The 23,070-nt window shown below is 73.1% G+C and carries 21 protein-coding genes; 10 read left to right on the top strand and 11 right to left on the bottom strand.

The genetic code is table 11. From position 1 onward, the window contains the following. Nucleotides 1-123 precede the first annotated feature (123 nt). Both AC07GB_RS14905 and AC07GB_RS14900 read left to right on the top strand, forming a co-directional pair. Nucleotides 124-1,515, top strand: a complete 1,392-nt coding sequence (locus tag AC07GB_RS14905) for an NADP-dependent succinic semialdehyde dehydrogenase (protein WP_478845295.1) — start codon at nucleotides 124-126, stop codon at nucleotides 1,513-1,515. Between the two features lie 28 nt (nucleotides 1,516-1,543). After that, nucleotides 1,544-2,569 carry a PHP domain-containing protein gene (locus tag AC07GB_RS14900; protein WP_478845293.1) on the top strand — a complete coding sequence of 342 codons (1,026 nt, stop codon included), beginning with the start codon at nucleotides 1,544-1,546 and terminating at the stop codon, nucleotides 2,567-2,569. 27 nt (nucleotides 2,570-2,596) lie between these two features. On the opposite strand, the gene AC07GB_RS14895 is transcribed toward AC07GB_RS14900, so the two are convergent. Next, nucleotides 2,597-2,983 carry a hypothetical protein gene (locus tag AC07GB_RS14895; RefSeq protein ID WP_478845291.1) on the bottom strand — a complete coding sequence of 129 codons (387 nt, stop codon included), beginning with the start codon at nucleotides 2,981-2,983 and terminating at the stop codon, nucleotides 2,597-2,599. A gap of 168 nt (nucleotides 2,984-3,151) precedes the next feature. On the opposite strand from AC07GB_RS14895, the gene AC07GB_RS14890 reads away from it, so the two are divergent. After that, on the top strand, nucleotides 3,152-3,970 hold the full coding sequence (locus AC07GB_RS14890) for an AraC family transcriptional regulator (protein ID WP_478845289.1): 819 nt from the start codon (nucleotides 3,152-3,154) through the stop codon (nucleotides 3,968-3,970). A 106-nt stretch (nucleotides 3,971-4,076) separates the two neighbouring features. After that, nucleotides 4,077-5,534 carry an L-lactate permease gene (locus tag AC07GB_RS14885; protein WP_478845287.1) on the top strand — a complete coding sequence of 486 codons (1,458 nt, stop codon included), beginning with the start codon at nucleotides 4,077-4,079 and terminating at the stop codon, nucleotides 5,532-5,534. 252 nt (nucleotides 5,535-5,786) lie between these two features. Here the strand turns inward: AC07GB_RS14885 and AC07GB_RS14880 are convergent, their stop codons facing one another. From AC07GB_RS14880 to AC07GB_RS14870, 3 genes are all read right to left on the bottom strand, one after another. Further along, nucleotides 5,787-7,418, bottom strand: a complete 1,632-nt coding sequence (locus AC07GB_RS14880) for an eCIS core domain-containing protein (protein WP_478845285.1) — start codon at nucleotides 7,416-7,418, stop codon at nucleotides 5,787-5,789. A 240-nt stretch (nucleotides 7,419-7,658) separates the two neighbouring features. Continuing rightward, entirely contained in the window at nucleotides 7,659-8,438 is a 780-nt protein-coding gene (locus AC07GB_RS14875) for an alpha/beta fold hydrolase (RefSeq protein WP_478845283.1), read from the bottom strand. A 112-nt stretch (nucleotides 8,439-8,550) separates the two neighbouring features. Next, nucleotides 8,551-9,180, bottom strand: coding sequence for a LysE family translocator (locus tag AC07GB_RS14870; protein WP_478845281.1), 630 nt, complete (start codon nucleotides 9,178-9,180; stop codon nucleotides 8,551-8,553). Between the two features lie 114 nt (nucleotides 9,181-9,294). Between AC07GB_RS14870 and AC07GB_RS14865 the strand changes: the two genes are divergently transcribed. The 3 genes from AC07GB_RS14865 (at nucleotide 9,295) to AC07GB_RS14855 (ending at nucleotide 11,485) form a co-directional block, all read left to right on the top strand. After that, nucleotides 9,295-9,747 carry an Lrp/AsnC family transcriptional regulator gene (locus AC07GB_RS14865; RefSeq protein ID WP_478845279.1) on the top strand — a complete coding sequence of 151 codons (453 nt, stop codon included), beginning with the start codon at nucleotides 9,295-9,297 and terminating at the stop codon, nucleotides 9,745-9,747. A 209-nt stretch (nucleotides 9,748-9,956) separates the two neighbouring features. Next, the gene (locus tag AC07GB_RS14860; RefSeq protein WP_478845277.1) at nucleotides 9,957-10,691 is read left to right on the top strand and encodes an ANTAR domain-containing protein; all 735 of its coding nucleotides are present in this window, start codon (nucleotides 9,957-9,959) and stop codon (nucleotides 10,689-10,691) included. Between the two features lie 56 nt (nucleotides 10,692-10,747). Beyond that, on the top strand, nucleotides 10,748-11,485 hold the full coding sequence (locus AC07GB_RS14855) for an ANTAR domain-containing protein (RefSeq protein ID WP_478845275.1): 738 nt from the start codon (nucleotides 10,748-10,750) through the stop codon (nucleotides 11,483-11,485). A gap of 23 nt (nucleotides 11,486-11,508) precedes the next feature. On the opposite strand, the gene AC07GB_RS14850 is transcribed toward AC07GB_RS14855, so the two are convergent. The 5 genes from AC07GB_RS14850 to AC07GB_RS14830 form a co-directional block, all read right to left on the bottom strand. After that, complete coding sequence (locus AC07GB_RS14850) at nucleotides 11,509-13,089, bottom strand: S41 family peptidase (protein WP_478845273.1); 1,581 nt, start codon at nucleotides 13,087-13,089, stop codon at nucleotides 11,509-11,511. Further along, the gene (locus AC07GB_RS14845; RefSeq protein WP_478845271.1) at nucleotides 13,086-14,639 is read right to left on the bottom strand and encodes an amidohydrolase family protein; all 1,554 of its coding nucleotides are present in this window, start codon (nucleotides 14,637-14,639) and stop codon (nucleotides 13,086-13,088) included. Before AC07GB_RS14845 ends, AC07GB_RS14850 begins: the two co-directional genes overlap by 4 nt. Beyond that, complete coding sequence (locus AC07GB_RS14840; protein WP_478845269.1) at nucleotides 14,639-15,400, bottom strand: uracil-DNA glycosylase family protein; 762 nt, start codon at nucleotides 15,398-15,400, stop codon at nucleotides 14,639-14,641. Before AC07GB_RS14840 ends, AC07GB_RS14845 begins: the two co-directional genes overlap by 1 nt. A gap of 228 nt (nucleotides 15,401-15,628) precedes the next feature. After that, the gene (locus AC07GB_RS14835; protein WP_478845267.1) at nucleotides 15,629-16,858 is read right to left on the bottom strand and encodes an NAD(P)/FAD-dependent oxidoreductase; all 1,230 of its coding nucleotides are present in this window, start codon (nucleotides 16,856-16,858) and stop codon (nucleotides 15,629-15,631) included. 497 nt (nucleotides 16,859-17,355) lie between these two features. Continuing rightward, complete coding sequence (locus tag AC07GB_RS14830) at nucleotides 17,356-18,372, bottom strand: metallophosphoesterase family protein (protein ID WP_478845265.1); 1,017 nt, start codon at nucleotides 18,370-18,372, stop codon at nucleotides 17,356-17,358. Nucleotides 18,373-18,697: 325 nt separating this feature from the next. Here AC07GB_RS14830 and AC07GB_RS14825 point away from each other — a divergent pair, with 325 nt between their 5' ends. Together AC07GB_RS14825 and AC07GB_RS14820 are read left to right on the top strand one after the other, a co-directional pair. Further along, nucleotides 18,698-19,831 (top strand): abortive phage infection protein, encoded by a 1,134-nt coding sequence (locus AC07GB_RS14825; RefSeq protein WP_478845264.1) that lies wholly within the window; start codon nucleotides 18,698-18,700, stop codon nucleotides 19,829-19,831. 108 nt (nucleotides 19,832-19,939) lie between these two features. Further along, on the top strand, nucleotides 19,940-20,194 hold the full coding sequence (locus AC07GB_RS14820) for an EF-hand domain-containing protein (RefSeq protein ID WP_478845262.1): 255 nt from the start codon (nucleotides 19,940-19,942) through the stop codon (nucleotides 20,192-20,194). Between the two features lie 72 nt (nucleotides 20,195-20,266). Here AC07GB_RS14820 and AC07GB_RS14815 read toward each other — a convergent pair whose 3' ends face one another. Continuing rightward, entirely contained in the window at nucleotides 20,267-21,160 is an 894-nt protein-coding gene (locus tag AC07GB_RS14815; protein ID WP_478845260.1) for a hypothetical protein, read from the bottom strand. 281 nt (nucleotides 21,161-21,441) lie between these two features. Between AC07GB_RS14815 and AC07GB_RS14810 the strand changes: the two genes are divergently transcribed. Continuing rightward, nucleotides 21,442-21,855, top strand: coding sequence for a rodlin (locus AC07GB_RS14810; RefSeq protein WP_478845258.1), 414 nt, complete (start codon nucleotides 21,442-21,444; stop codon nucleotides 21,853-21,855). Nucleotides 21,856-21,959: 104 nt separating this feature from the next. Here AC07GB_RS14810 and AC07GB_RS14805 read toward each other — a convergent pair whose 3' ends face one another. Next, nucleotides 21,960-23,069, bottom strand: a complete 1,110-nt coding sequence (locus tag AC07GB_RS14805; RefSeq protein WP_478845256.1) for a beta propeller repeat protein — start codon at nucleotides 23,067-23,069, stop codon at nucleotides 21,960-21,962. Nucleotide 23,070 lies beyond the last annotated feature (1 nt).

Below are 23,070 nucleotides of genomic sequence, written 5' to 3'. Positions count from 1 at the left end.
GGCGGCGGCACCCGCCCCGCATGGCCCCGCCCCCACCGGGTACGCGGCGGTCCTGCGTTGCGCCCCGGCGGGCGAGGCGCGAAGGTCGATGAAGGCGTACAAGACGGAGGCGAGGCCACAGACATGCCCATCGCAACGGTGAACCCGGCGACCGGCTGGACCGAGCTGACCTTCGAGCCACTCGGAGCGGAGGAGATCGAGGAGCGGCTGAGCCGTGCCGCCGCGGCCTTCGAGCGCTATCGCACCACCGGCTTCGCCGACCGCGCCGAGCGGCTGCGCCGCGCCGCCGACCTCCTCGACGAGGACACGCCCGAGATCGCGCTCACCATCACCTCCGAGATGGGCAAGCCCCTGAAGGCGGCCCGCGCGGAGGCCGCGAAGTGCGCCAAGACCATGCGCTGGTACGCCGAGCACGCCGAGGCCCTGCTCGCCGACGAGCGGCCCGACGAGGGCGACGTACGCGACTCCGGCGGGTCCCGTGCCTTCGTCCGCTACCGCCCCCTGGGGGTGGTCCTCGCCGTGATGCCGTGGAACTTCCCGCTGTGGCAGGTGGTGCGGTTCGCCGCGCCCGCCCTGATGGCGGGCAACGTGGGGCTCCTGAAGCACGCGTCGAACGTGCCGCAGACCGCCCTGTACCTGGAGGACCTCTTCCTCCGCGCGGGCTTCGACGAAGGCTGCTTCCAGACCCTGCTCGTCGGCTCCGACGCCATCGAGGGCATCCTGCGCGACACCCGGGTGGCGGCCGCCACCCTCACCGGCAGCGAGGGCGCGGGCCGCTCGGTCGCCGCCATCGCCGGTGACGAGATCAAGAAGACCGTCCTGGAACTGGGCGGCAGCGACCCCTTCGTCGTGATGCCGTCGGCCGACGTGGCCGCGGCCGCCGACACGGCCGTCACCGCGCGGACGCAGAACGCGGGCCAGTCCTGCATCGCCGCGAAGCGGTTCATCGTGCACACGGACGTGTACGACGCCTTCCTGGAGCGGTTCGCCGCGGGCATGCGGGAGCTGACCGTCGGCGACCCCACGGACGAGAGCACCGACGTCGGCCCGCTCTCCAGCGAGCAGGGCCGCGACGACCTGGAGGAACTCGTCGACGACGCGGTACGCCGTGGCGCTACCGCCGTCTGCGGCGGACGACGGCCCAAGGGACTGGAACGAGGGTTCTACTACGAGCCGACCGTCCTGACCGGCATCACCCTCGAGATGCGCGTCCACCGCGAGGAGACCTTCGGCCCGGTGGCCACCGTCTATCGCGTGGCGGACCTGGACGAGGCCGTCGCCGTGGCCAACGACACCTCCTTCGGCCTCAGCTCCAACGCCTGGACCACCGACCCGGCCGAACAGGAGCGCTTCGTACGCGATCTGCGGGCGGGCGGGGTCTACTTCAACGGCATGACCGCCTCGCACCCGGCCTTCCCCTTCGGCGGCGTCAAGCGCTCCGGCTACGGCCGCGAGCTGTCCGGCCACGGCATCAAGGAGTTCTGCAACGCCACCACCGTGTGGCACGGGGCCTGAGCGCCCCGGGAACCGGCAGGTGGCACCGATGGACCCCGTCGAGGCACTGAACCGCATCGCCTTCCTGCTGGAGCGCGTCCACGCGCCCACCTACCGGGTACGCGCCTTCCGCACCGCGGCAGCCACCGTCGCCGCCCTCTCGGCGCAGGAGCTGGCCGAGCGGGTCCGCACCGGCACCCTGGAAGCCCTCAAGGGCATCGGCCCCAAGACAGGCGCGGTGGTGCGCGAGGCCCTCGACGGCGATGTGCCCGGCTACCTGGCCCGCCTTGAGGAGGAGGCCGAGCAGCCCCTGGTCGCCGGCGGCGCCGAGCTGCGGGCCCTGCTGCGCGGCGACTGCCATCTGCACTCCGACTGGTCCGACGGCGGCAGCCCCATCGAGGAGATGGGCCGGGCCGCGGCCGCCGTCGGCCACGAGTGGGCCGTCCTCACCGACCACTCGCCCCGCCTGACCATCGCCCGCGGCCTGTCGCCCGACCGGCTGCGCGAACAACTGCGGGTGGTGGCCGCCCTCAACGAGACGTGGGCCCCGTTCCGCCTGCTCACCGGAATCGAATGCGACATCCTGGAGGACGGCGGCCTCGACCAGGAGCCCGAACTCCTCGCCCAACTGGACGTCGTGGTCGTCTCCGTCCACTCCAAGCTGCGCATGGACGCCGCGGCGATGACCCGCCGCATGGTCAAGGCCGTGCGCAACCCGCACGCGGACGTCCTCGGCCACTGCACCGGCCGCCTCGTCACGGGCCGCGGCCGCCCCGAGTCCACCTTCGACGCCGACGCGGTCTTCGCCGCCTGCGCCGAGTCCGGCACCGCCGTGGAGATCAACAGCAGGCCCGAGCGCAAGGATCCCCCCAAGCGGCTGCTGCGCCGGGCGGTCGACGCCGGGGTCCTGTTCGCCGTCGACACCGACGCGCACGCGCCCGGCCAGCTCGACTGGCAGGCCATCGGCTGCGCCCGCGCCGAGGAGTGCGGGGTGCCGGCCGAACGCGTCGTCACCACCTGGAGCGCCGAGGACCTGCTCGCGTGGACGAGCAGGTCCGGGCAGGGGCCGGGCTGAGCCGGGGCGATCCCGGGCGCGGCGGGGTCAGTTCGTGAGGGTCACACAGGGCAGGCCGACGCTCGCGCCGCCCCGGAAGCCCTCCGCGCAGAGCCGCGTGCCCGCGGGGAAGTGCCGCTGGGGATAGGCCTGGTCCCGGTAGGTCCGGAACTTGGCGACGTCCTCCACCTTCGTGCGGGCGCTCCAGCCGTTGGTGGTCCACACGCGCGCGCTGATGCGGTTGGGCTGGTTGGTGTTGGTGACCGACACCTCGACGCGGCCCAGGTAGGTCCCGGAGTCGTAGGTCTCGATGCAGACCGAGTGGTTGCACCACTTGCCGTCGGCGACCGCCGAGGGGCCGGTGGCGACGACGCAGCCGAGCGCGGCCGCCGCCGCCCCGATCCCCGCGACGATCTTCCTGGTGATGTCGAGCATGGTGAGCCGCCCTCATATGAATCGCAACGCCCGTGACCAGGTGCCACGGACTCCCGGGCGGACCAACGCGGAGCAAGATCGTTGGTTACGGGGAACGCGCGCAGGCACCATGCCCCCACTGTGACCAGGGCCCTAGGCCGGCGCGCAGCCGTCTGCGACCATGCGCCGATGGCTGAGGAAGGCGAACACGCACGGCTCTGGGCCGCGCCGGGCAGCGCGCAGGTGGAACTCCTCTCCGCGCGGTTCGAGCGCTTCGCCTTCGACCGGCACAGCCACGAACAGCTGTCCGTCGGCGTCATCGAGGAAGGCGCGGAGGGCCTGCACCTGGCCGGGGGCAAGGTGGTGATCCCCGCGGGACAGCTCGTGATCCTCAACCCCGGGCAGGTGCACACCGGTTTCGCCGCCGAGGCCTCCGGCTGGCGCTACCGGATGTTCTACTTCGACACCGCCATGGTCGACGAACTGGCCGGTGAACACCTGGGCGTCCGGGACGTCTGGTTCGCGCGGGCGGCGGTGCGCGACCCCGAGCTGTTCTCCGGCCTGCGCCGCGTGCACCGCGCCCAGGAGCGCGCCGACGACCCCCTCACCGCCGAGTCCCTGCTGCTCGGGGCGCTGACCACGGTGCTGCGCCGACACGCGAGCACCGGCCCGGTCGCGGCCACCGGGCCCCGGCGGGAGCCGCGCCGGGGCCCGGACCTGGCCCGGCAGCTGCTCCACGACCGCTGGACCGAGCCCGTCACGGTCGCGGAGCTGAGCGCGGCCGCGGACATGCCGCGTGCCTCCCTGATCGCCGCCTTCCGGCAGGCGTACGGACTGCCCCCGCACGCCTACCTCCTGCGCCTGCGCGCCAACCGCGCCCGCCGTCTGCTCCTCGCGGGACAGCGGCCGGCCGAGGTGGCCGCCGCCACGGGCTTCGCCGACCAGGCGCATCTGACGCGCGTCTGCAAGCGCTACTTCGGCGTGACCCCGGGGGCCATCCGGCCCTGACGGCGTCGGCCCGACTTTCGTTCAAGACCCCCGTCGCGCGCCGCGCCAGGCTGGCCCCGTCGTACGAGGAGAGACGGAAGGCGGCTGAACGGACATGGTGTGGGCGATGGCGGTGTCCCCGCTGGTCGTGGTCCTGGGGATGATCACGGGGCTGCGCCGGGCGGCGCACTGGGCGGCGGTCGTGGGGGCGCTCATCGCGGCCCTCCTGATCTGGTGGCTGCCGGACTTCGCGCTGCCGGGCGACGCGGCCGCGCAGAGCGCGAAAGGCGCGGCCCTCCTGGTGCTCAACGCCGCCGCGGTGATGGTCCCGGGCGTCTATCTGAGTCAGGTGCTCACCCGCCGCGCGGTGCACAAGGCACTCCAGGAGTGGGTGCGCGGCCTCCCGCTGCCGGCACCCGCGACGACCGCCCTCGTGGTGGCGGGCATCGCCCCCACGGTGGAGGCCCTCACCGGCTTCGGCGTCTCGCTCCTCGTCACCGTGCCGGTGCTGCTCGCCCTCGCGCCACCCGCGACCGCCCTTCGGCAGGCCATGCTCGGCATGAACATCATGCCGTGGGGCACCCTCGGCCTCGCCACCGTCATCGGCACCGCCCTCACCGGCACCGGCACGGCCGACCTCGGCACCGCCACAGCGGTCACGAGCGCCCTGGTCTTCCCCCTGGTGACCGCGTGGGCCGCGCTCCTGGCCCGCCCGCGACGGCCACTGCGTACCGCGGTGGTGGCCGCGGGCGCGGGTGGCTTGCTCGCGCTCGGGCTCCTCGGCCTGAACCGGATCGGCGCGGTCCAGCCCGCGGGCGTCCTGGCCGGACTGCTCACCACCGCCGCAGGACTCGCGCTGTGCGCCGCCCGCCGCCGACGGCGGACCGGCTCCGGCCCCGCCGGCCGGCTGCTGCCGCCCCGCGCTGTCCTGTCCGCGTACGGCCTCGTCCTCGGCGGCATCGCCCTGACCCGCGTGGCCAAGGCCGTGGGAGCGCCCGCCCTCACCCTGCACGCGGGCGACGTGAGCTTCGCGCTGCTGAGTTCGCCGGGCCTGCCCCTGCTCGCCGCGGCCCTGATCCTCGACCGGGGCCGCCCGCACCGCCGGGACGCGCGCACCGCGCTGACCCGTGTCGGCAGGCCGCTGCTCGCCCTGACCGGGTTCGTCGCCCTGGGCCGCCTGATGGCCGACAGCGGCATGATCGGGGAGCTGGGCGCCGCGGTCGCCGGGGCGCCGCCGCTGGTCATCGCCCTGGCCGCCCCCGCGCTCGGCATGCTCAGCGGCTTCCTCACCGGCTCGAACGTCGGCGGCAACGCGCTGATGATGCCGCTCCAGGAGCGCCTCGCCCCGGACGGCGCGGGCTTGGACACCTGGTTCGCCGCCTTGCAGAACAGCGCCGCGGGCCACACCGTCTTCACCTCACTGCCCATGATCATGCTGATCCTGGCCGTGGCCGGCGACCGCGCGAAGTCCGCCGGGGTCACCGAGCGCGGCCTGTTGCGCTTCGGTCTGCGCGTGGCCGCCGCGGTGTACGCCGCCCTGGCGGTGACGGCGGTCGCCCTCGTCGTCCACGGGGGAGCGGTGTGACCGCATCAGGCCGGTGACCGCATCAGGCCGTTGACCGTGCCAGGTTCGCGGGCGGTCCGAGCCCGTCCCCGACGCGGAGCATCCGTACGACGGCTCCGTTGCCCGCGGACCGTTGGAGGCGCCGGAGGTGCTCGACCACGCGGGGGTCCGCCGGCCCCCTCGCTATCGGCAGCCGCTGCGCGGGTCCCTCCACGCGGTGCCCGGCGCGTTCAGGGGAAGTCGCGGGCCGTCGGGGTGCGCGCGGCGCTCCTGTCAACGGCGCAGGGTGAGGGTGAGGGTCGCGCCCATGAAGGCGCTGCGGGACGAGCTGGTCCAGCCCTCGTGCCACGTACGGCCGGACTCCTTGCCGTACATTCGGAAGTACCACAGCGGGTCGTTCCCGCCCCTGGTGTCCATGCTGTCCGGGTGCTGTTCGCGCGCGTAGTTCTCCATGGTGATGTAGTCGCTCCCGCTCACGGCGACCACGCCGCCGAAGTGGTAGTCCATGTGGTCGTCGCCCGAACTGCCGCGGATCTTGTCCTGCTCGGCGTCGGGCCGCGCCATGGTCATCATGCCGTCGCCGACTCGGGGGACGGCCGCGTGCTGGTTGGCCTCCAGCTCCCGCAGCGCCCGCTCGGCGGCCTCGGGTGACTGCCGGACCAACTGCTGGAAGCGCGCGCTCATGGCATGCGTGACCCTGAGGTACGCCGCCGAGCCTTCCGATTCGGCCAAGTCGGCGGCCTCCTCGAACTTCCCCCTCCAGCGCTCCGCGGAGTCCACGCGCACGAGGAACTTCTCGATCGTGTCCCAGTAGCGCCGGTCGGCCAGGCGGTGCATGGCCATGTCCCCGGTCACGAACCCGAGCATCTCGTTGCAGCGCTGCGGTACGAGGACGTCGAGGCCCTTGGACTTCTCGCCGCCCTTCACCTTGCGGGACTTGGGCTCGATCTCGTGGAGCACGACCTTCCGGCCGGGCCCGTCGATGACCAGGGACCGGCCGGTCTTCGAAAGGGAGAGCCCGATGTTCTGATGCGCGCCGGGGAGGCGTTTGAGGGACGCGTTGAACTGTTTGTCGGTGGCGAAGAAGTTCTTCGGCTCCTGGCCGCCGGCGGCGTGTTCCACGGCCAGGTCGAAGCCGTCCGACACGGCGAGGTCCACCGCGCCCGAGTACACCAGGTGGGGCCTGGGAGGGGCGTGGGCCGACCGCTCGTCGAACCAGCTTCCCTGCTCGTTCGTGTCCTGGCCCACGAAGAAGTCGTCGGAGTCCGGCTGCTTCGTGGGGTACCCCGCGGAGCCGGCCCTGATCACGTGGAGGCGTTGCACGGTGGCGCCCCCGCCCCCGCCCCCGCCGCCGTCCCAGCGCGCGCCCCCGCCCCCGCAGCCGTCCCCGCCCGCGCACCCACTACTGGCCTGGTGCGCCCTCGCGTTGCCGCCCCCGTGCCCGCTCCGGCTCCGGTCCGCGCCGGCGCGCTGCACGGGCGCCGGCGCGCTCATGACCTCGTCGGCCTTCGCGTCCGCGCGGCGCTCGCCCGCGTCGCCGGGGCTTGAGATGCTGACGTCGGCGCCGTTGTCCGTGCCCGGTACGTCTCCCAGCGCCTGGTCCTGCCAGTGGGCCAGTTCGTGCGCCCAGTCCCTCCTGGACATCCCGCCGCCGTCCACGATGTGGCGGCCACTGGTGAACGCCTTCGCCTCCAGGACCGCCGCCGACTCGCGCGCCGCGGGCCCGTCGTGGACGAGGGCGCCGCTGAAGTCCGCTCCCCCGAAGCGCTGTTCCATCTCCGTGCGCAGGCTCGGCTCCAACGGCTTGGAAGGAGAACTGAGCGCCCGGTCGAGCGCGGCCCGCTGCACGTGGGCGCGGTCCACGTCCGGCACCGCGCCGGGCGGTCCCGCGGCCACGGTCGCCACGCGCTGGATGTGCCGGATCCAGGCACCGGTCAGCGGCGGGGACGATGCCGTGGGGGAGGGGCGGCCCGGGGTCCGACCGTCCGCATGGGCATGCCCTTGATGGAAGGCCCGCACCTGTGCACCTCTCGCCGGAAGCGATCACCTGACGCACCACGTGTACCGAAGCAGGCGGGAGCGGGACACGTCCGCGAGGGCACACACGAGGGCATGTCCGAGGTGCCGCCGGACCGTGTGCCGCGGTCAGACCGTGGCGTCGCCGTCCACCTGGGACAGGAAGGCGCGCACGGTGGCGGCGAACTGCTCGGGGGCGTCCTGGTGCACGACGTGCCCGGCCGGGATCTCGGCGAGGCGGGCCCGGCCGCCCCGGCGGGCGATCATCTCCCGGGCGTGGTCCCGCGCCAGTACTTCGCTGTCCGCTCCCCGGATCAGCAGGGTCGGGCAGGTCACCGACTCCCAGTCGCTCCAGTGGTCGCCGGTGAGGGCCTGGTGGGACAGGATCGTGTCCTCGGTGTCGAACGAGTACCCCCAGCCGTCGGGGAACTCGCGGAAGGTACACGCGAGATAGGGCGCGATCGAGCCGAGGTCCGAGGCCAAGGCCTCGCGGGACGGCGCGTCGCGCGGCAGCCGCGTGGCCATCGACCAGTCGGCGTCCATCACCGCGCCGACGTCCGCGACGATCAGGGCCGGCACCTGGTCCGCGTGCCGCGCGGCGTACTGGAAGGCGTTGACACCGCCCATGGAGTGGCCGAGGACCGGCACGGGACCGAGCCCCAGATGGCGGTGGAAGGCCGCGATGTCGGCGACGTAGTCGGCCCGTCGATAGCTCGGGGCGCGGTCGGACTCGCCGTGCCCGCGCTGGTCCAGAGCGATCACCCGCCACCGCGGCGCCAGCGCCTCGGCCAGCGGGGCGAAGGTCGACGCCTCGGTGTAATGGCCGTGGAACGCCAGCAAGGGAAGGCCCGAGCCCCCGAAGTCCAGGAACGACAGCCGACGTTGATCAACCGTGAAGAAATCACGCATATCACCCATGCTACGTACGGATGGCGGCCTCCACCGGAGGGTCCGCGCGCTCTTCGGCACCTCGGCTGTCGTCGTCTCCCCGCGCGGTCGCCCGGCCGTGCGCCGGGCGCTGTCATCCCACGAAGTGCCCTCCCACGCGCTCCACCAGGAGGAAGCCGCCGATGGCGATCATCATGGCGCCGCTCGCCCGGGTGACCACACGGGCCGCCGCGGGCCGGGCCTTCAGGACGGCGCCTGCCAGCACGCCGACGCCGAGGTAGACCACCGCGCAACTGACCATGTGCAGGGTGCCGAGCAGGCCGCTCTGGACCGCGACGGGCCAGCCCGTGCCCGGGTGGATGAACTGCGGGAACAGCGAGAAGTACAGCAGCAGCGCCTTGGGGTTGAGGCCGCTGGTGCCCATCCCCTTCCACGCTGTCTGCCAGCGGGAGTCCCCCAGCGCCTCGGTGGCCGACTGCGGAGTCGCCGGGCGGGCCAGGACGCCCCAGCCGAGCCAGATGAGGTACACGGCGCCGAGCACGGTCAGCGTCGTGAGCACGGCCCCGGAACTCGCGACGATCACGACCAGGCCCGCCACCGCGAGCAGCGTGTACCCGGCGTACCCGGCCACCAGGCCGGCCACCGCCGGGACCACCGACCGCTCCCGCAGCCCCGCCGAGATGGCGTACGCCCAGTCCGCGCCGGGTGTGCACACCAGTAGCAGGTCGACCGCCAGGAAAGCCGCCACCGTGCCCGTGTCCATGCTGAATCGTTTCCTCTCCGTCTCGTCGTACGGAAGGGAAGGCTAGGAGCTTTTCGGCCAAAGGTGTTTCCTTAATTGCCCCGGCATCCGGCATGGCGGGGGATAATCTTCCGCATGGACGCCCTGGACCGGAAGATTCTTACCGAGCTGCAGCAGGACGGCCGGCTGACCGTGACGGAGCTGGCCGCCCGCGTGAAGCTGAGCGTCTCGCCCTGTCACCGGCGCGTGCGCGACCTGGAGAAGTCCGGGGCGATCCGTGGCTATCGCGCCGTGGTCGACCCGCCCGCGCTCGGTCTGAACTTCGAAGCCCTCGTGTTCGTCACCCTGCGCTGGGAGGACAGCGACACGGTCACCGCGTTCGAGGAGGGCGTGGCCGACGAACCGCATGTGATCCAGGCCCAGCGCCTGTTCGGCGAACCCGACTACCTGCTGCGCGTCGCCACCGCCGACCTGGCCGCCTACCAGCAGCTGTACGACCAGCGGCTCGCCACCCTGCCGGGCGTCCAGCGCCTGACCTCCACCCTGGTCATGAAGCACGTGGTCGACGACCGCCCGCTGCCGCACTAGGACGGCCCGGCGGCGACGGCGCGCCCACGGGCCTTGCCCCGGGGCGGCCGGGGGAGAAGGATGCCGGAAGAGGGCTTCTCCCTGAGGTCTGGAGCGTCGACCGGCCCGACGCAGGGGACGGTCGGGGGAATGCGTAAGGGCTGTCCCGGCCACGCCAACTGCCGCCCGTCAGCGGACGGCAGCCCCGCACCCACGCAAGGTGGCCCGTCATGGCTACGGCTCGCGAGGAACGGTTGGCCGCCGCGTTCATCGACCTGGCCGACATCCTGAGCGACGACTTCGACATCATGGAGTTCCTGCACCGGCTCGCCGACCACGCCGTCGTCCTGCTCGGCCTCGCGGACTGCGGCGCCATGCTGCTCAGCGCGCAGAGCCGGCTCGCGGACGCCACCGCGACCAGTGAGGCCGCGCGGCGCCTCGAACTCGCCCAGATCGACATGGAGCAGGGGCCCTGTTGGGACCGCGTCCACAGCGGCATACGCGTCCCCGACACCATCCTGGCCAGCGACGCGGCCCGCCGGAGGTGGCCGCGGTTCACGCCGCTCGCCCGCGCGCGGGGCTTCGCCGGGATCGCCGCCGTGCCGATGCGCCTGCGCGGCCGGACGGTCGGCACGCTGAACCTCTTCCACACCCGGGCCATGCCGATGTCCGCCGCCGACCTGCGCCTCGGCCAGGCACTCGTGGACGCCGCGGCCATCGCCATCCTCACCCAGCGCAGCCTGCACGACCAGCGGCTCCTTGCCGAACAGCTCCAGACCGCGCTGGACAGCCGCGTCGTCATCGAACAGGCCAAGGGCGTGCTCGCCACCCGGGCCGGGATCAGCCTCGACGAGGCCTTCGAGCGGATGCGCCAGTACGCCCGGCACCATCGGCGGCGCCTCACCGACCTGGCCTTCCACGTGATCGAGGATCCCGCCGAACTCCTCACCGGCCCGCTGTCGTAATCCCACCCTTCCCCGGGCGGCCAGGACAACCTGGCCGCCGACAGGCGGTGACTGGCATGACCGGCTACCCCCCGCCCACCACGCCCCTGACCCGAGCCCTGCACGACGCGCCGCCCGAAGCCGGGCTGCCCGGCCTCCGCGCCGCCGACTGCGCCGAGGCCCTGGGCCTTGACGGCCTGACCGTCGCTCTGCTCACCCCCGCAGGCCCCGCCGAACTCGTCTGGCACGACCCCGCCGACCGCGTCGGGCCGGCCCTGGACGACCTTCAGTTCACCCTCGGCGAGGGCCCCACGGCCGACGTCGCCCGCACCGGCCTCGCCACCCTTCAGGACGATCTGAACGACGCCCCCGCGGCACGGTGGCCCGTGTTCACCCCTGCCGCCCTCGGCCTCGGCGCCCGCACCCTCATCGCCCTGCCGCTGGCGTTCGGTGCCATCCGCCTCGGCGTCCTCACCGGCCACCGCGCCACCCCCGGTGCCCTGACGTCCGCTCAGCGCGGCGACGTCATCACCCTCACCAACGCGATCACCTTCCTCGCCGTCACCGCGCCCGAAGCCACCGTCGGCCTGCACAGGCCCCCCGCCTACGACGCCACCGACACCCCTCTGCACCGCGCCGAGGTCCACCAGGCCACCGGCGTCATCGCCACCCGCCAGCGACTGACCCTCCAGACCGCGCTGCTGCGCCTGCGCGCCTACGCCTACAGCCACGACCGCGCCCTGCTCGACGTCGCACGCGCCGTCCTCGACGGCACCCTCCGCCACCTCAACAACGGCACCTCCGCGCACGATTGACAGCACGGAGGGACGGCGTGACGTCAGGCGAGCAGCGCCGCGGCCGCTGCCAAGAGGTCCTGATTGTGCCCGGTGACATCGCGCTCGGTCAGCCGGTGCAGCTCGTCCGCCTCGACCCCGAGGTCCTCCAGCGGTACGTCGACGTTGCCGCGGGCCCGCGTGGCCCGCCGGAGCGCGACGCGGAACCCGGCGCCGCGCGGCAGCTCGCCGAGGATCTCGGGCAGCCACACGCGCAGCAGCTCGTGCGTCCACACGTTGGCGCCGCCGGCGCCGGTGCGCCGCGCCGTGCCGAGGACGGGACCGAGGCCGTTGTCCTGGAACCCGGCGGCGAAGATATCGGCGGCCGAGTACGACAGGGCATCGGTGATCAGGACCTTCGGGCCGCAGTAACGCGGAAGCCCCGCGGTGATCGCCTCCGGATCGGTGAGCGGGAAGGCCTGCGAATACACCTCGCCGGTCTCCACGGCGGCGCGGATCGAGTTCGTCCAGACGCGGAAACCCGGGTTGGCCCGGGCGAGGGCGAGCCCGGCGCGCGTGGTGGACAGCGAGAAGCTCACCGGGGCGACGGGGTGCGCGCTCAGCACCTGCAAGGCGGACTCCGCGGCCGGGACGTGGCCCCCCGGGTTGCCGCGGATGTCCACGATCAGGCCGCTCTTGGGAGCGCGCGCCGCGATCCGCGCCACCTGCTCGGCGAACGGCCGCGCCCCCGCGACGTTGAACGAGTAGACGCGCAAGTACCCGTACGCGCGGCCGCGTACGCGCACCGTCCGGTAGTGCACGACACTGCGCAGGGCCCGCGCGGCCGAGCGCCGTGCCGGGGGCGGAGCGAACAGCGCGCGCTTGACGTGACGCGCGGCCTCGCTGCCGACGTCGATGCCGAGGCCCGTGGCGAGCGTCGGCACGGGGTCCTGTGCGCGCCCCCCGTGCTGCTCGACGGCCCGCACCCGCCAGGGGACGCGCGTCTCGCGGCGGCGGCCCCCGGCGGTGCGGTAGGTCAGGAGCACGCGGTGCTCGTCGGGCGGGGGACCGGTCCGCAGCGGGCGCAGCGTCAGCGACTCCAGGCCGCGGGCCGAGCGCGCGTCGAGGTTCGAGCCCGCCTGCGCGGCCGCGTTGCGCTCGACGGCGCGTTCGACCGGCACCCCGTTCCAGGCCTCCAGCTCGGCACCGACGTCGAGACCCGCGTGCACCAGCGAAGGGTCGATCTTGGAGACGATGTGGTGGGGCGTGCCGTCGGGGTCGCTGTAGCGCTCGACGAGGAAGCCGAGCGTGGCCACATGGCCCCGGTAGGGGTCCGGCAGCTGGTAGACGGTGTGCAGGTCCCGCAGCCCACGGAAGACGTCCGTCAGCTCGGCGTGGAACTGCAACTCGCTGAGGGGCGCGAGGCGGCGCTCAAGGAGGCGCAGCCGCTGCACCGGGTCGGTGGCGTGCATCGCCCGCTTGAGCGGGAGGTGCACGTACAGCTCTTCGAGGAGCACGCGCGCGGCGGCCACGAGCCGGTAGCGGTCCGCGAGCGGCAGCGGGTCGGCCTCCACCCGCCGCATGAACTCCTCGAGCCCGACCGAGTCCGGCAGGGCCCTGTCCGGTTCGGCGATGGCGCGCCTCACGGGTAGTAGCCCGCGAGGTGCTGGAGCTGGGGCACACCGCTGCGGGCCACGGCGGCGAAGTAGGCCGCGTCGTGGACCAGCGGGTCCAGGCGCGGGATGACCAGGTCGAGCGGGACCTCGCCCGCGGCGGCGAAGGCGCCCGTGTCGCCCTCGGGCATGTCCCCGAACAGGGCGAGCGGCGCGTCGGGGTCGTCCAGCGGCCCGCCCCAGTCCGCGAGCGCGTCCTGCGCGGCGCGCCAGGCGGCCACCGGGTCCTCGCGGACCTTCTCCAGGGCCCGCTTGACCCCGGGCCAGTCGAGGGTCGCGTCGGCCCGCCGCGGATCGCGTACCGCCACGCGCCGGGAGAGCCCGGCCACCGTGAGCGCGCTGGTGTCCGTGGCCCCGGCCGCGGCCATCAGCGCCCGCGTGCCGTAGAAGGGGCGGCCGCGCACGAGGACCAGGCGCACATGGCGCTCGGTCGCGTCGATCAGGTTGCGGTACGGGTCCCGCGCCGGGTCGTGGCGTTCGAGGACGAGCAGGTCGGCGGCGCTGCCGCGCTCCAGGCGGCCCACCTGCGGGCCCCAGGCGGTCGCGAGGGCGTCGCCGGGGTTGGCGGTCACCATGTCGCACAGCTCGCGGTCGGTGAAACGGCCGCCCAGCTCGTGCCGGTTGACGGCGTCGGCGACCTTCAGCTCGCCGAGCACGTTCTTCGTGCCCGAGGGGGACCAGTCGGAGCCGAGCGCGATGCGCAGCCCCTTCTTGTCCGCCTCCACCACGTCCGTGGTGGTGTGGTACAGCCAGTAGTTGGAGAACGGCGACCAGACGACGGTGGCCTTCTCCTCGGGGTTGATCGCGGTCACCGCGCTCTGCCACTTCTTGAAGTCGGCCGCTGTCAGGGCGGTGCCGTGCACGCCGATCAGGCCCGGTTTCAGGCACGGTTCGAGGTCCTCGAACTCGCGGCGCACGATCGAGCCGGGCTTGCCCTCGGCGACGTGGTAGATCAGCAGCCGCGTGCCGTCGAGCCGCGCGGCCCGCTCCTCGCGCAGCTCCTCGGCGTCGAGCTGGAGCGCGGCGGTCATCACCATGTCGGCGCCCGCGGGCAGCTTCTCGTTGTCGATGGTCCGCAGCAGCCAGCCGTCGACGGGGCGGGTGGACAGCGGCGCGCCCTGGACGGCCGTGACCCCGCCGACGAGCGCCTTCACCTCGACGTACTTGAGCAGTGCCTCGGGCGCCGCCTGGCCGAGCACCTTGGCCGGCCAGGTCACCGACGTCGCGTAGTCGGGCGGGTGCTTCTCGCCGACCCAGCGGTCGTGGTGCAGATAGGGGACGCCGACCGCCTCCCACAGCGGCAGGGAGTTGTAGAGCAGGTGGTTGTGCAGGTCGATCAGGCCCGGCAGGATCAGCGCGCCCGTGTCGAGCACCGGCGCGCCAAAGAAGCCCGCGGGCGGCGCCTGCCGGGCCGGGCGCACCGCGGCGAGGCGGCCGTCGTCACCGACGTACACGGCGCCCGGGTCGAGGATCCGGTGCTCGCTGTCGCAGGTGACCACCGTGCCGCGCAGGACGAGCGCCATCAGCCCGGCGCCTTCCAGAGCAGCGTGTGCTTGTCGTCGGGCGAGGGGCGGCTTACGGAGTTCGCCCCGCCCCCGGCGCGCACCCAGGCGTCGTCGCCGAGGAAGCGGGGGGCGCCGAAGGGCAGGTCGCGGGCGGGGATCGCGGCGTAGTCGGACTCCAGGAACTCGCTGCCGTAGTTCGGCCCGGTGTTGTCGCCGTCCGGGTCCGGCGTCACCACCGACCGCAGCTGCGTGACGGCCGCACGCCAGGCGTCCAGCAGGGCCGTCGGGTCGTGGCTGGACGGGTGGGGCACTTCGACGAGCGTCACCTGGGGCCGCGTCGTCCACAGCCGCACCGCCTCCTGGGCCATGAAGCCCATGGCGACGACGGCCTGGAGGGTCGGGTCGGTCGCCCGGTCGTAGACGGCGTTGCGCCACCGCGCCTGCGGCGGGTCGGCGAGCCGCTCCTTCATCGCGAAGGCCCGGCTCGGCTGGACGGCGTACGCCCACGCGTTGAGGCAGACGTAGGAGCGGGTCAGGCCGAGCTTGGTGAGGAAGCCCTGCACGCGCTGGCCGGCGTTGCCGACGAGGCTGCGCCCGGCGATCCGCTCGGTGGGCCCGGGGTCGGAGGCCACGATCAGCACGCGCGCGGAGCCGTCGAGCCGGCCGCGGTAGAAGATCGGCCCCCAGTCGAACCAGAACGCGTCCTTCACGGGCGGCTCGGGCACCTGGTCCAGCAAGTCGGCGAACTGGGCCGTGGGCCCGCGGTCGAACTCCGCCATGGGTCAGCGCCTCCCCACCGGCCGGACGGCGGGCCCGTGAGCGCACGGGGCCCTCCGCCGCCGGGCGGGGGCCCGGCGGCGGGAACCGGTGTCCGATTCAGTGGATCACTCCACCTCGAACGGCGCAAACGGTGGCATATCGACCATCGCGTCCCGGCCTGCGGCACCAGGAAGGCCCGCTGCCCGGCCGGACGCGGGACCCACCCGGCTCAGTGGGAGCCACCCGGCTCAGTGGGAGCCCGCGGGCGAGGCCTGGTCGTGGAGTTCGCGCATCTCGACCATGAGGTCGAGGACCTCGGGCGTGATGAACTCGTTCACCGGGCAGGCGCCCGAGAGCGTCGAGAAGTAGCGGTCGGACAGCTCGCTGCTCGTGGCGGCCGCGCGCAGCAGGTCCACGTGGTGGCCGGGCGGGTTCAGCTCGGCCGTCTTCAGCGTGCTCTTGTAGTCCGGGATGAGGGTCTCGGTCCGCTGGGCGGCGAACTCCTCGAGCGACTTCCGCAGCCGGTCGGGCTCGTGCAGGGTGTCGCCGATCCGGTCCACCAGGAGCTGGGCCTGGATGAAGGCGTCGGTGATGCCGCGGGCCGTGATGGAGTCCTTGTGGTGGCTCGCGTCGCCGACGAGGGCCCAGCCGGGGCCCGCGGCCCTGCGGAAGAAGTTGAGCTGGTTGCCGGTGCCGAACAGCCGCTCCACCTGGCTGCCCGCGTCCATCTCCGCCCGCACCTCGGGGGCCGTGCGCCGCGCGGCGTCGAGCAGGGCCGTGAGGCCGTCGCCCTTGACCTCGGCGAACCGCGCCTGCGGGAAGTACGCCGCGACCAGCGTCGCGCCCTCGTTGGTGGGGACCGTGCCGATCCAGCTGCCGCGGGTCTGGAAGAGCCGGAACCGCGTGGGCAGGCCGGTCCAGTAGCTGTAGTAGCAGCAGGTGAGGGTGGGGGCCTCGATCTCGTACGGCGCCTTGACCTTCGCCGCCACCGTGGAGCGCATGCCGTCGGCGCCGATGACCAGGTGGGCGCGCTCGACCACCTCGGGCCCGCCGCCCGCCTTCAGGCGCACGCCCACGACCCGATCGTCCTCGAAGACGAGGTCCGTGACCGAGCAGTTGTCGCGGAACTCCACACCAGCGTCGACCGCGGCCCGCGCGAGGATCGGGTCGAGGAGGAAGCGGCGCGGGGCGTACGACGCCTGCTGCCCCTCGACGGGCCAGGAGGAGCCCTCGATGCGCAGGCCCGCGTACGTATAGGCGGCCCTGTCCAGGGGCGGGCAGCCGGTGGCCACCACCTCCGGCAGTACGCCCCACTTGCTGAGGAGCGCGATGCCCGGCTGGTGGATGTACAGGGTCGACAGCGTCTCCTTGGGGAAGGCGCTGCGCTCGACCATGAGCACCCGGTACCCGGCGCGCGCGAGCAGCATCGCTGTCGGAGAGCCGGCGACCCGCGCCCCGACCACGATCACGTCGTACACGAAATACCTCCTCGTCGGGCACCGACTCGTCCGGGCCGGGCTGTTCTGCAAAAGGGCGCAGTTGCGGAATGGATAAAGGGCAGTGCGTCAGGGCGCGTACGGCTCCCGCGGAGAACTCGGGGGAGCCGCGGGGATGGCCGAAAACGAAAGGGGATGGCCACCGAACGCGCCGCGTACGGCAAAAGGAATGATGGCTCACCCTAGCCCCGCCCTCATCAATTCCCCGTCCAGCGACTGCTTTTCCACACCGCGATCGACGTGACGCTGTCCTGGCGACGAGACGGCTGCCCGGGTGCGTCGCCGTACCGGTTGTGATGGCACCTCACCGTGCGGACAACTGCCGGAGCCGCGCTCGGAGTTGGGGTGGTGCGCGGCCCGACCCGGAAGTGGACTCCCGCGTATCGGGGTTGATCAGGTGTCGTCCCCCGATGCGGAATTCCGAGGGCGCGCCCGACCGGCCCTCCGGCAATCGGGCGCGCCCCACCGCGGCCGTTGGCTCACCGGCTCAGCGGCACCGTGATCTGCTTCAGCCAGGCGCGGCGGGCGAAGTCGCGGGCCTTGATGACGACGGAGTCGCGGTGCACCTCGACCTGGAGGCCCTGGTTGAAGGAGCCCTCGACGGCGGTCTCGCCGCCCTTGCCGTCGTCGCGGTATCCGGTCTGGATCGCCCCGGTGTTGACCACCGTGAACCCTTCGAGATTGGCGGTGCCCGGCACGACACGGCGGACCACCCAGTCGGACAGGTCGAGGTCCCAGTGGGTGTGCCCGGAGAAGAGGAACACGTCGGGGTGGCGCCCGAGCAGGCCGAGCAGGCGGTCGGCCTGGAGGTAGTCGCTCGCGTAGAGCTTGTTGCGGGTGCCGGAGACCGTGTTGGGCAGCGGGTGGTGGGTGATGACCATGACCGGCCTGCGCCGGCGCGACCAGTGCCGGAGCCGGTCCTCCAGCCACGCGAACTGCGCGTCGCTGAGCCATACCTCGTCCCAGAGCCTGGGGTCGTGGAAGTGCGCGTACCGCTCGGTGCCGAGGGAGAGCACCGGGATGCCGCCGAAGGAGGTCTCCGCGTGCACCGAACCGCGCCTGGCGAACCGGTAGAAGCTGCGGAACAGCGAGTCCTCGGTGGCGCCGTTGGGCCAGGTGTCCTGGGCCAGGGTGTCGGGGTCGCGCCACTTCGGCACGTAGAACTCGTGGTTGCCGATCGCCCAGGCCACGCAGCGCGGGTGGGAGTGCCGCCGCAGTTCGGCACTGACCTGCGCGTACTCGAAGTCGTAGCCGCGCGGCGTGATGTCGCCCGCGACCGCGAGGCCCGCGCTGTGCGGGTTGACGGCCGCCATGTCGTCCAGGGCCCGCCCGAAATCACGCAGGTCGCCCTGGATGTCACTGATGACGTTGAACCGTACGACGTCCCGGCCGTGCCACCCCTCGGTGTGTGCGGTCTGAGCGGCGTGGGCCTGTGGGGCGACGGCGGTGGTCGCCAGGGCGCCGCCGCTCGCGGCGAGGAGGGTTCTGCGGTCCATGCGTGGCTCCAGGGTGGTGAGGGGCGGACGGTGAGGGGGATGTGTCGTCGGTGAACCTCACGCGGGCCGGTGCCCTCCCCGCCACGCGCGGTGGGCATGTACGTGTATCAGGCATGAACATCTGCCGGGACGGCGGGACGGCGGGGCGCCGGCCGGGTGCGGAAGTAGCGGTCGAGGGCGGCTCACGGTGGCCAACCGGCCCGTCAGATGCCGACTTCGGCCACGGCACGCAGGACCGATGCCCGATGAGCGGCGTGCCACCGACGGCCGAAGCTGGGCCTGAACCGACCGCGACCAAGGGGAGCACGTGATGCGGAACGAGGGCATGACCAGGGGGAGATTCCTCGCCGGCGCGGCAGCGGCGGCGGGCGCCGCCGCGCTCGCTGGCCCGGGCTCGGCGGCGGCAGCGCCGCGCCCCGGCTCCCAGCCGGCACCCGCCCGGCGCGGACTGACGTACCGGGGCGTCATGTACGAGTGCGCGGACGGGGACACGCCCGACATCGCGTGGAACCGCACGCGGATGCGCGCCGACATGCGCACCATCAAGCACGCGCTGCACGCCAACTCGGTCGTGGTCTACGGCACGGGCGTCGAGCGCCTGGCCGCCACCGCCGCGGAGGCGGCCGAGCACGGCCTGCACGTGTGGCTCCAGCCACGCCTGGGCGACGTCCCGGAACGGCAGATCCTCGACCACCTCGCCGAGACCGGCAGACAAGCCGAACGGCTGCGCCACCAGGGCGCGCGCGTCCACCTCAGCGTGGGCTGCGAGTTCGTCCTGTTCGTCCCCGGGATCGTGCCGGGGGACGACGCCCTGGAGCGGGTCGAGAACATGCTCAAGGGCAACTGGGACCCCGGGAAGGCGCAGCGCGAGCTGGACCGGCTCATCCCGCTGGCCGCACGGACCGGGCGCCGCGTCTTCCGGGGGCCGCTGACGTACGGCGCCGCGCACGAGGACGTCGTCGACTGGAGCCTGTTCGACATCGTCAGCGTCAACTACTACTCCTACTTCGCCGATCCGCGCGGCTACTTCAAGGAGCTGGACCCCTACCGGAAGTGGCGCAAGCCCGTGGCCGTCACCGAGTGCGGCACCTGCACCTTCGAGGGCGCCCCCGAAGCGGGCGGCATGGGCTGGAACAGCGTCGACTACAGCAAGCCCAAGCCGGAGGTGCGCGAGGGCCTGAAGCGCAGCGAACGCACCCAGGCCCGCTATCTGACCCAGATCCTGGACGTGTTCGAGCGGATGAACCTGCACGCGGCGATGGTGTACGAGTTCACATCGCCTGGGTCGCCCCACCGCCGCGAGAGGCGCTACGACCTGGACATGGCCAGCTACAGCCTGACCAAGGCCATCTGGAAGACCGAGGACGAGCCGACGCCGCGCTGGCACTGGGAGCCCAAGGAATCCTTCCACGCGGTCGCCGAGCACTTCGCCCGGGCCCGCGCCGGCCAGGCCGGATGAGGGCTCCGCGCGCACCGGGCGCGGGAACCGGCCCCGCACGGCATACGTTGTCGTTCACGGGCAAGCCGGATAGGCACGCCCGCTGACGAGGGAGAAGAGGGCGACGTGATGAGTGAGAAGGCCCGGAAGCTGTTCGAGGCCCTGGACCTCGATCACAACGGGACCTTGACCCGCGAAGAGGTGATCACCGCCTTGCGGACCAAGGGCCCGTCCCTGGCCGCGTCCGGGGACCTGCCGTTCTGGGGCCTCGGGGACGCCGAGGACTCCTCGGCGCTGTTCGACGCCGCCGATCAGAACGGGGACGCGGTGCTGACCCTCGAAGAGTTCTCAGCGGTGGTGGACCGCCGCTTCGGCTGGCGCTGAGGGCGGGCACCCGGCGCTCCAGAGGCGCCGGATGCCGTCGTGGGGTGCCGATCAAGCCACCCGGCCCACCCGTCAGGCGTAGTGGTGGAGCGTCCCGCGCATGGTCCCTGGGCCGCACTTCTGTGTGTAGCGGGCGGCGATGGCCGTGATGGTGCCGTCCGGTCGTGCCGCCAGCTTCGTCACCGTGAAGGTCCCGGTCGCGCCGGAGCAGGCGCGTCCGTTGCCGTGAACCATCAGCTGGGCCGTGTCCGCACCGATGTCGTCGTCCGTCGTGTACGTGCGCCCGACCTCGATCGTCCGACCCTTGGGCACGCGGAAGCTGACCGTCCAGTACTCGCGCTTGCCGGACACGTCGTACTCGATGCCCTCGTTCGTCTTCCCCTGGAGCTTGAACAGGCTGGTGGCCCCCAGGTGCTCGTTCGAGCGGCCCTCGCCCACCGGGTCCGTGGGGTCGCTCTCGTAGGTGTAGGACAGCGGATACGCCTGCCAGGTGACGCGCCCCTTCAGGGGTGGTGCGTCCTCGGCCTCGCAGCGCTGCTCGAAGGTCGCGTCCACGAGCAGGGGGCGGCCCTCGGCGTCCGTCTCGTACTGGTTCAGGTGGTACGAGCCCCAGATCCGGCCGCAGCCACGGCCCTCGCCGCCGACGTCGAGGCCGGGGGAGCGGCCCGTCTGGAAGGGGTGCCGCTCGGCGTCGCGGTGCACGCCGGGCCTCAGGACGTCACCCTCCGGAGCGCCGAGCATGACGGACCAGAATCCGCCGGGGGTGTCGACCTGGACGTGCACATACGTCTTGTTGCCGTAGGCCACGAAGGTGGACCCGGGGTTCGTGTACGTCTCGGAGCGGCCCCTGCCGATCGGGTCGCCGGGGGCGCTGGTGAAGGTGAACTGGGAGACACGTTCGGGCGTGGCGGGTGCGGGCGCGGCCTGCGCGGCCGTGGCGGGCGCGACGAGCAGTGCGGCCAGCACGGCGGCCGCCCCGCCCACCGCCGCTGACGCGCGGGCACATCTTCGTAGGAACTCGGAACCGATGATGGTCGTCCCCTCTCAGCAAGTGCCGCCGGTGCGGCGGCACTTGAGGCTCCTGCCCGGCGTGGATCAGAACACGCCCGGCGATCACCCGCGAGCCGAGCCGCCACCGACGTGCTGAGCCGTCCGAGCGAAGTCGAGCAACCCCTGTCCACCACGGCAGTTACCCATGGTGCTCCTGGACAGGGGCTGAGCCACGGCTTATGAGAAGGGAAACCCTTGTGCTGAAGAAGGTTATGGCGGCGACCGCGGTCACGGCTTCCGCGGTAGGCATGGTCGGCGCGGTGGCGCCCGTCGCGAGCGCCATCGGCGACGACCGCGGCACCACCTCGGCGAGCGGCAACGGCGCGTCGGAGGCGTTCGGCAACTCCTCCACGCACGGGAAGATGAGCCTCCAGGGATCGATCGCCCAGGGCTCCCTCAACAAGCCCTGCATCGGCCTGCCCGTCAAGGTCAACGCCGGGGCGATCGTCGGCATCCTGGTCCCGGTCGCGGTCCAGGACATCCCGATCCTGTCGGCGCCGCAGAACCAGCAGTGCGCCGAGAACGCGACCCAGGCCAAGGGCGACGAGCCGCTGTCGCACATCCTGGACGACATCTCGGCCCTGTCCGGCAACGGCGCGGGCAACGGCTGACCTCCCCCCGTCACCCTTGCCTCAGCGGGCCGCCGAACACCCCCCTCGGCGGCCCGCCGCATGTCCGGTGAGGCGTGCGGCCCCGGAGCGGCCGGGGCGTGTTCTCAGCCGAACCGCTGGACGCGGGGCGCGAAGGTGCCCTCTGGGCCGCCCGCGCGGCCGACCGACCACACCGTCGTCGTGCCCGGCACCGGTGCGAGACGCAGCATCGAGGAGTCGCTCTCCCCGGCCACCGCCGGTTCGTCGTACCCGGTGAACGACTGGCCGTTCCAGGCGAGGAAGTCAGGCCCTGGCACGAGCGGGGGACTGCTGCCCGGCGGCCCCCACTTCAGGGAGCGCACCACGGCCACCCAGCCCAGCTCGCCGGAGGCGGTGGGCGCGAGGGAGGTGATCCCGCCGAAGGTGGTGGGCATGGCGACCCGCTGCCACGTCTGCCCGTCGAAGCGGACGAGCAGGGGCGGTATCGGCTTGCCCGGCGGGCCGCCGACGAACCCGGCCGTGCCGCCCGCCCACACCTCCGTCGGCGAGACCGCCAGGATGCTGCCCACGGCCGACCGCGGGAACCCGTCCACGATCGTCTGCTGCCATTCCTTCCCGTTCCAGTGCGACACCGCCGCGCTGGAGCCCGCGGAGCCCGCGGCCCAGACGTCGTCGGCCGCCTTGACGTGCAGGCCGTACACGGTTCCCGGCGGCACCGGCAGGTCCTGCCAGGCGCGCCCGTCGCGGCGCAGCAAGGCCTGCGCGCCGTCGCGTGAACCGATCAGCCACGTCTCACCGCCGCCGGCGACGACCTCGTTCAGTACGACGCCACGGGGTGGCTTGCTCTCGCGCCAGGCGGTGCCGTTGAAGCGAAGCAGGTGGGAGCCGCCCGCCGCGTCGCGGCCGACCGCCCAGGCCGAGGTCGGCGCGGTCGCGGCGATGGACAGCAGCTCTCCCTGCCAGCGGATGCCGGGCAGGCTCTGGCGCTGCCACGCCGTCCCGTCCCAGCGCAGCAGCAGCGGGAAGCCCGGCGCCTGGCGGCCGACGGCGTCCTCGCCCACGGCCCACGCCCGGTCAGGGCCGAACGCCACGGCCTGGTTGAGGCCGGCCTGCGGGCGCACCTCCGCCGGGACCGGAACGTGTTGCCAGGACGCGGTGTCCGCCGTGGCCGGTGTCAGGGCGGTGACGAGGGCCATGGCGACGGCGAGGCCCGCCACGAGCAGTCTGCGTGCCATG

The sequence above is a fragment of the Streptomyces sp. NPDC045778 genome, assembly GCF_056431945.1.
This window is presented reverse-complemented; position numbering and strand designations above follow the sequence as displayed.

Excerpts from the sequence above, each read along its gene's own strand:
- AC07GB_RS14905 (WP_478845295.1), top strand. The coding sequence starts at position 124 with ATGCCCATCGCAACGGTGAACCCGGCGACCGGCTGGACCGAGCTGACC.
- AC07GB_RS14900 (WP_478845293.1), top strand. The coding sequence starts at position 1,544 with ATGGACCCCGTCGAGGCACTGAACCGCATCGCCTTCCTGCTGGAGCGC.
- AC07GB_RS14895 (WP_478845291.1), bottom strand. The coding sequence starts at position 2,983 with ATGCTCGACATCACCAGGAAGATCGTCGCGGGGATCGGGGCGGCGGCG.
- AC07GB_RS14890 (WP_478845289.1), top strand. The coding sequence starts at position 3,152 with ATGGCTGAGGAAGGCGAACACGCACGGCTCTGGGCCGCGCCGGGCAGC.
- AC07GB_RS14885 (WP_478845287.1), top strand. The coding sequence starts at position 4,077 with ATGGCGGTGTCCCCGCTGGTCGTGGTCCTGGGGATGATCACGGGGCTG.
- AC07GB_RS14875 (WP_478845283.1), bottom strand. The coding sequence starts at position 8,438 with ATGCGTGATTTCTTCACGGTTGATCAACGTCGGCTGTCGTTCCTGGAC.
- AC07GB_RS14870 (WP_478845281.1), bottom strand. The coding sequence starts at position 9,180 with ATGGACACGGGCACGGTGGCGGCTTTCCTGGCGGTCGACCTGCTACTG.
- AC07GB_RS14865 (WP_478845279.1), top strand. The coding sequence starts at position 9,295 with ATGGACGCCCTGGACCGGAAGATTCTTACCGAGCTGCAGCAGGACGGC.
- AC07GB_RS14860 (WP_478845277.1), top strand. The coding sequence starts at position 9,957 with ATGGCTACGGCTCGCGAGGAACGGTTGGCCGCCGCGTTCATCGACCTG.
- AC07GB_RS14855 (WP_478845275.1), top strand. The coding sequence starts at position 10,748 with ATGACCGGCTACCCCCCGCCCACCACGCCCCTGACCCGAGCCCTGCAC.
- AC07GB_RS14845 (WP_478845271.1), bottom strand. The coding sequence starts at position 14,639 with ATGGCGCTCGTCCTGCGCGGCACGGTGGTCACCTGCGACAGCGAGCAC.
- AC07GB_RS14840 (WP_478845269.1), bottom strand. The coding sequence starts at position 15,400 with ATGGCGGAGTTCGACCGCGGGCCCACGGCCCAGTTCGCCGACTTGCTG.
- AC07GB_RS14830 (WP_478845265.1), bottom strand. The coding sequence starts at position 18,372 with ATGGACCGCAGAACCCTCCTCGCCGCGAGCGGCGGCGCCCTGGCGACC.
- AC07GB_RS14825 (WP_478845264.1), top strand. The coding sequence starts at position 18,698 with ATGACCAGGGGGAGATTCCTCGCCGGCGCGGCAGCGGCGGCGGGCGCC.
- AC07GB_RS14820 (WP_478845262.1), top strand. The coding sequence starts at position 19,940 with ATGAGTGAGAAGGCCCGGAAGCTGTTCGAGGCCCTGGACCTCGATCAC.
- AC07GB_RS14805 (WP_478845256.1), bottom strand. The coding sequence starts at position 23,069 with ATGGCACGCAGACTGCTCGTGGCGGGCCTCGCCGTCGCCATGGCCCTC.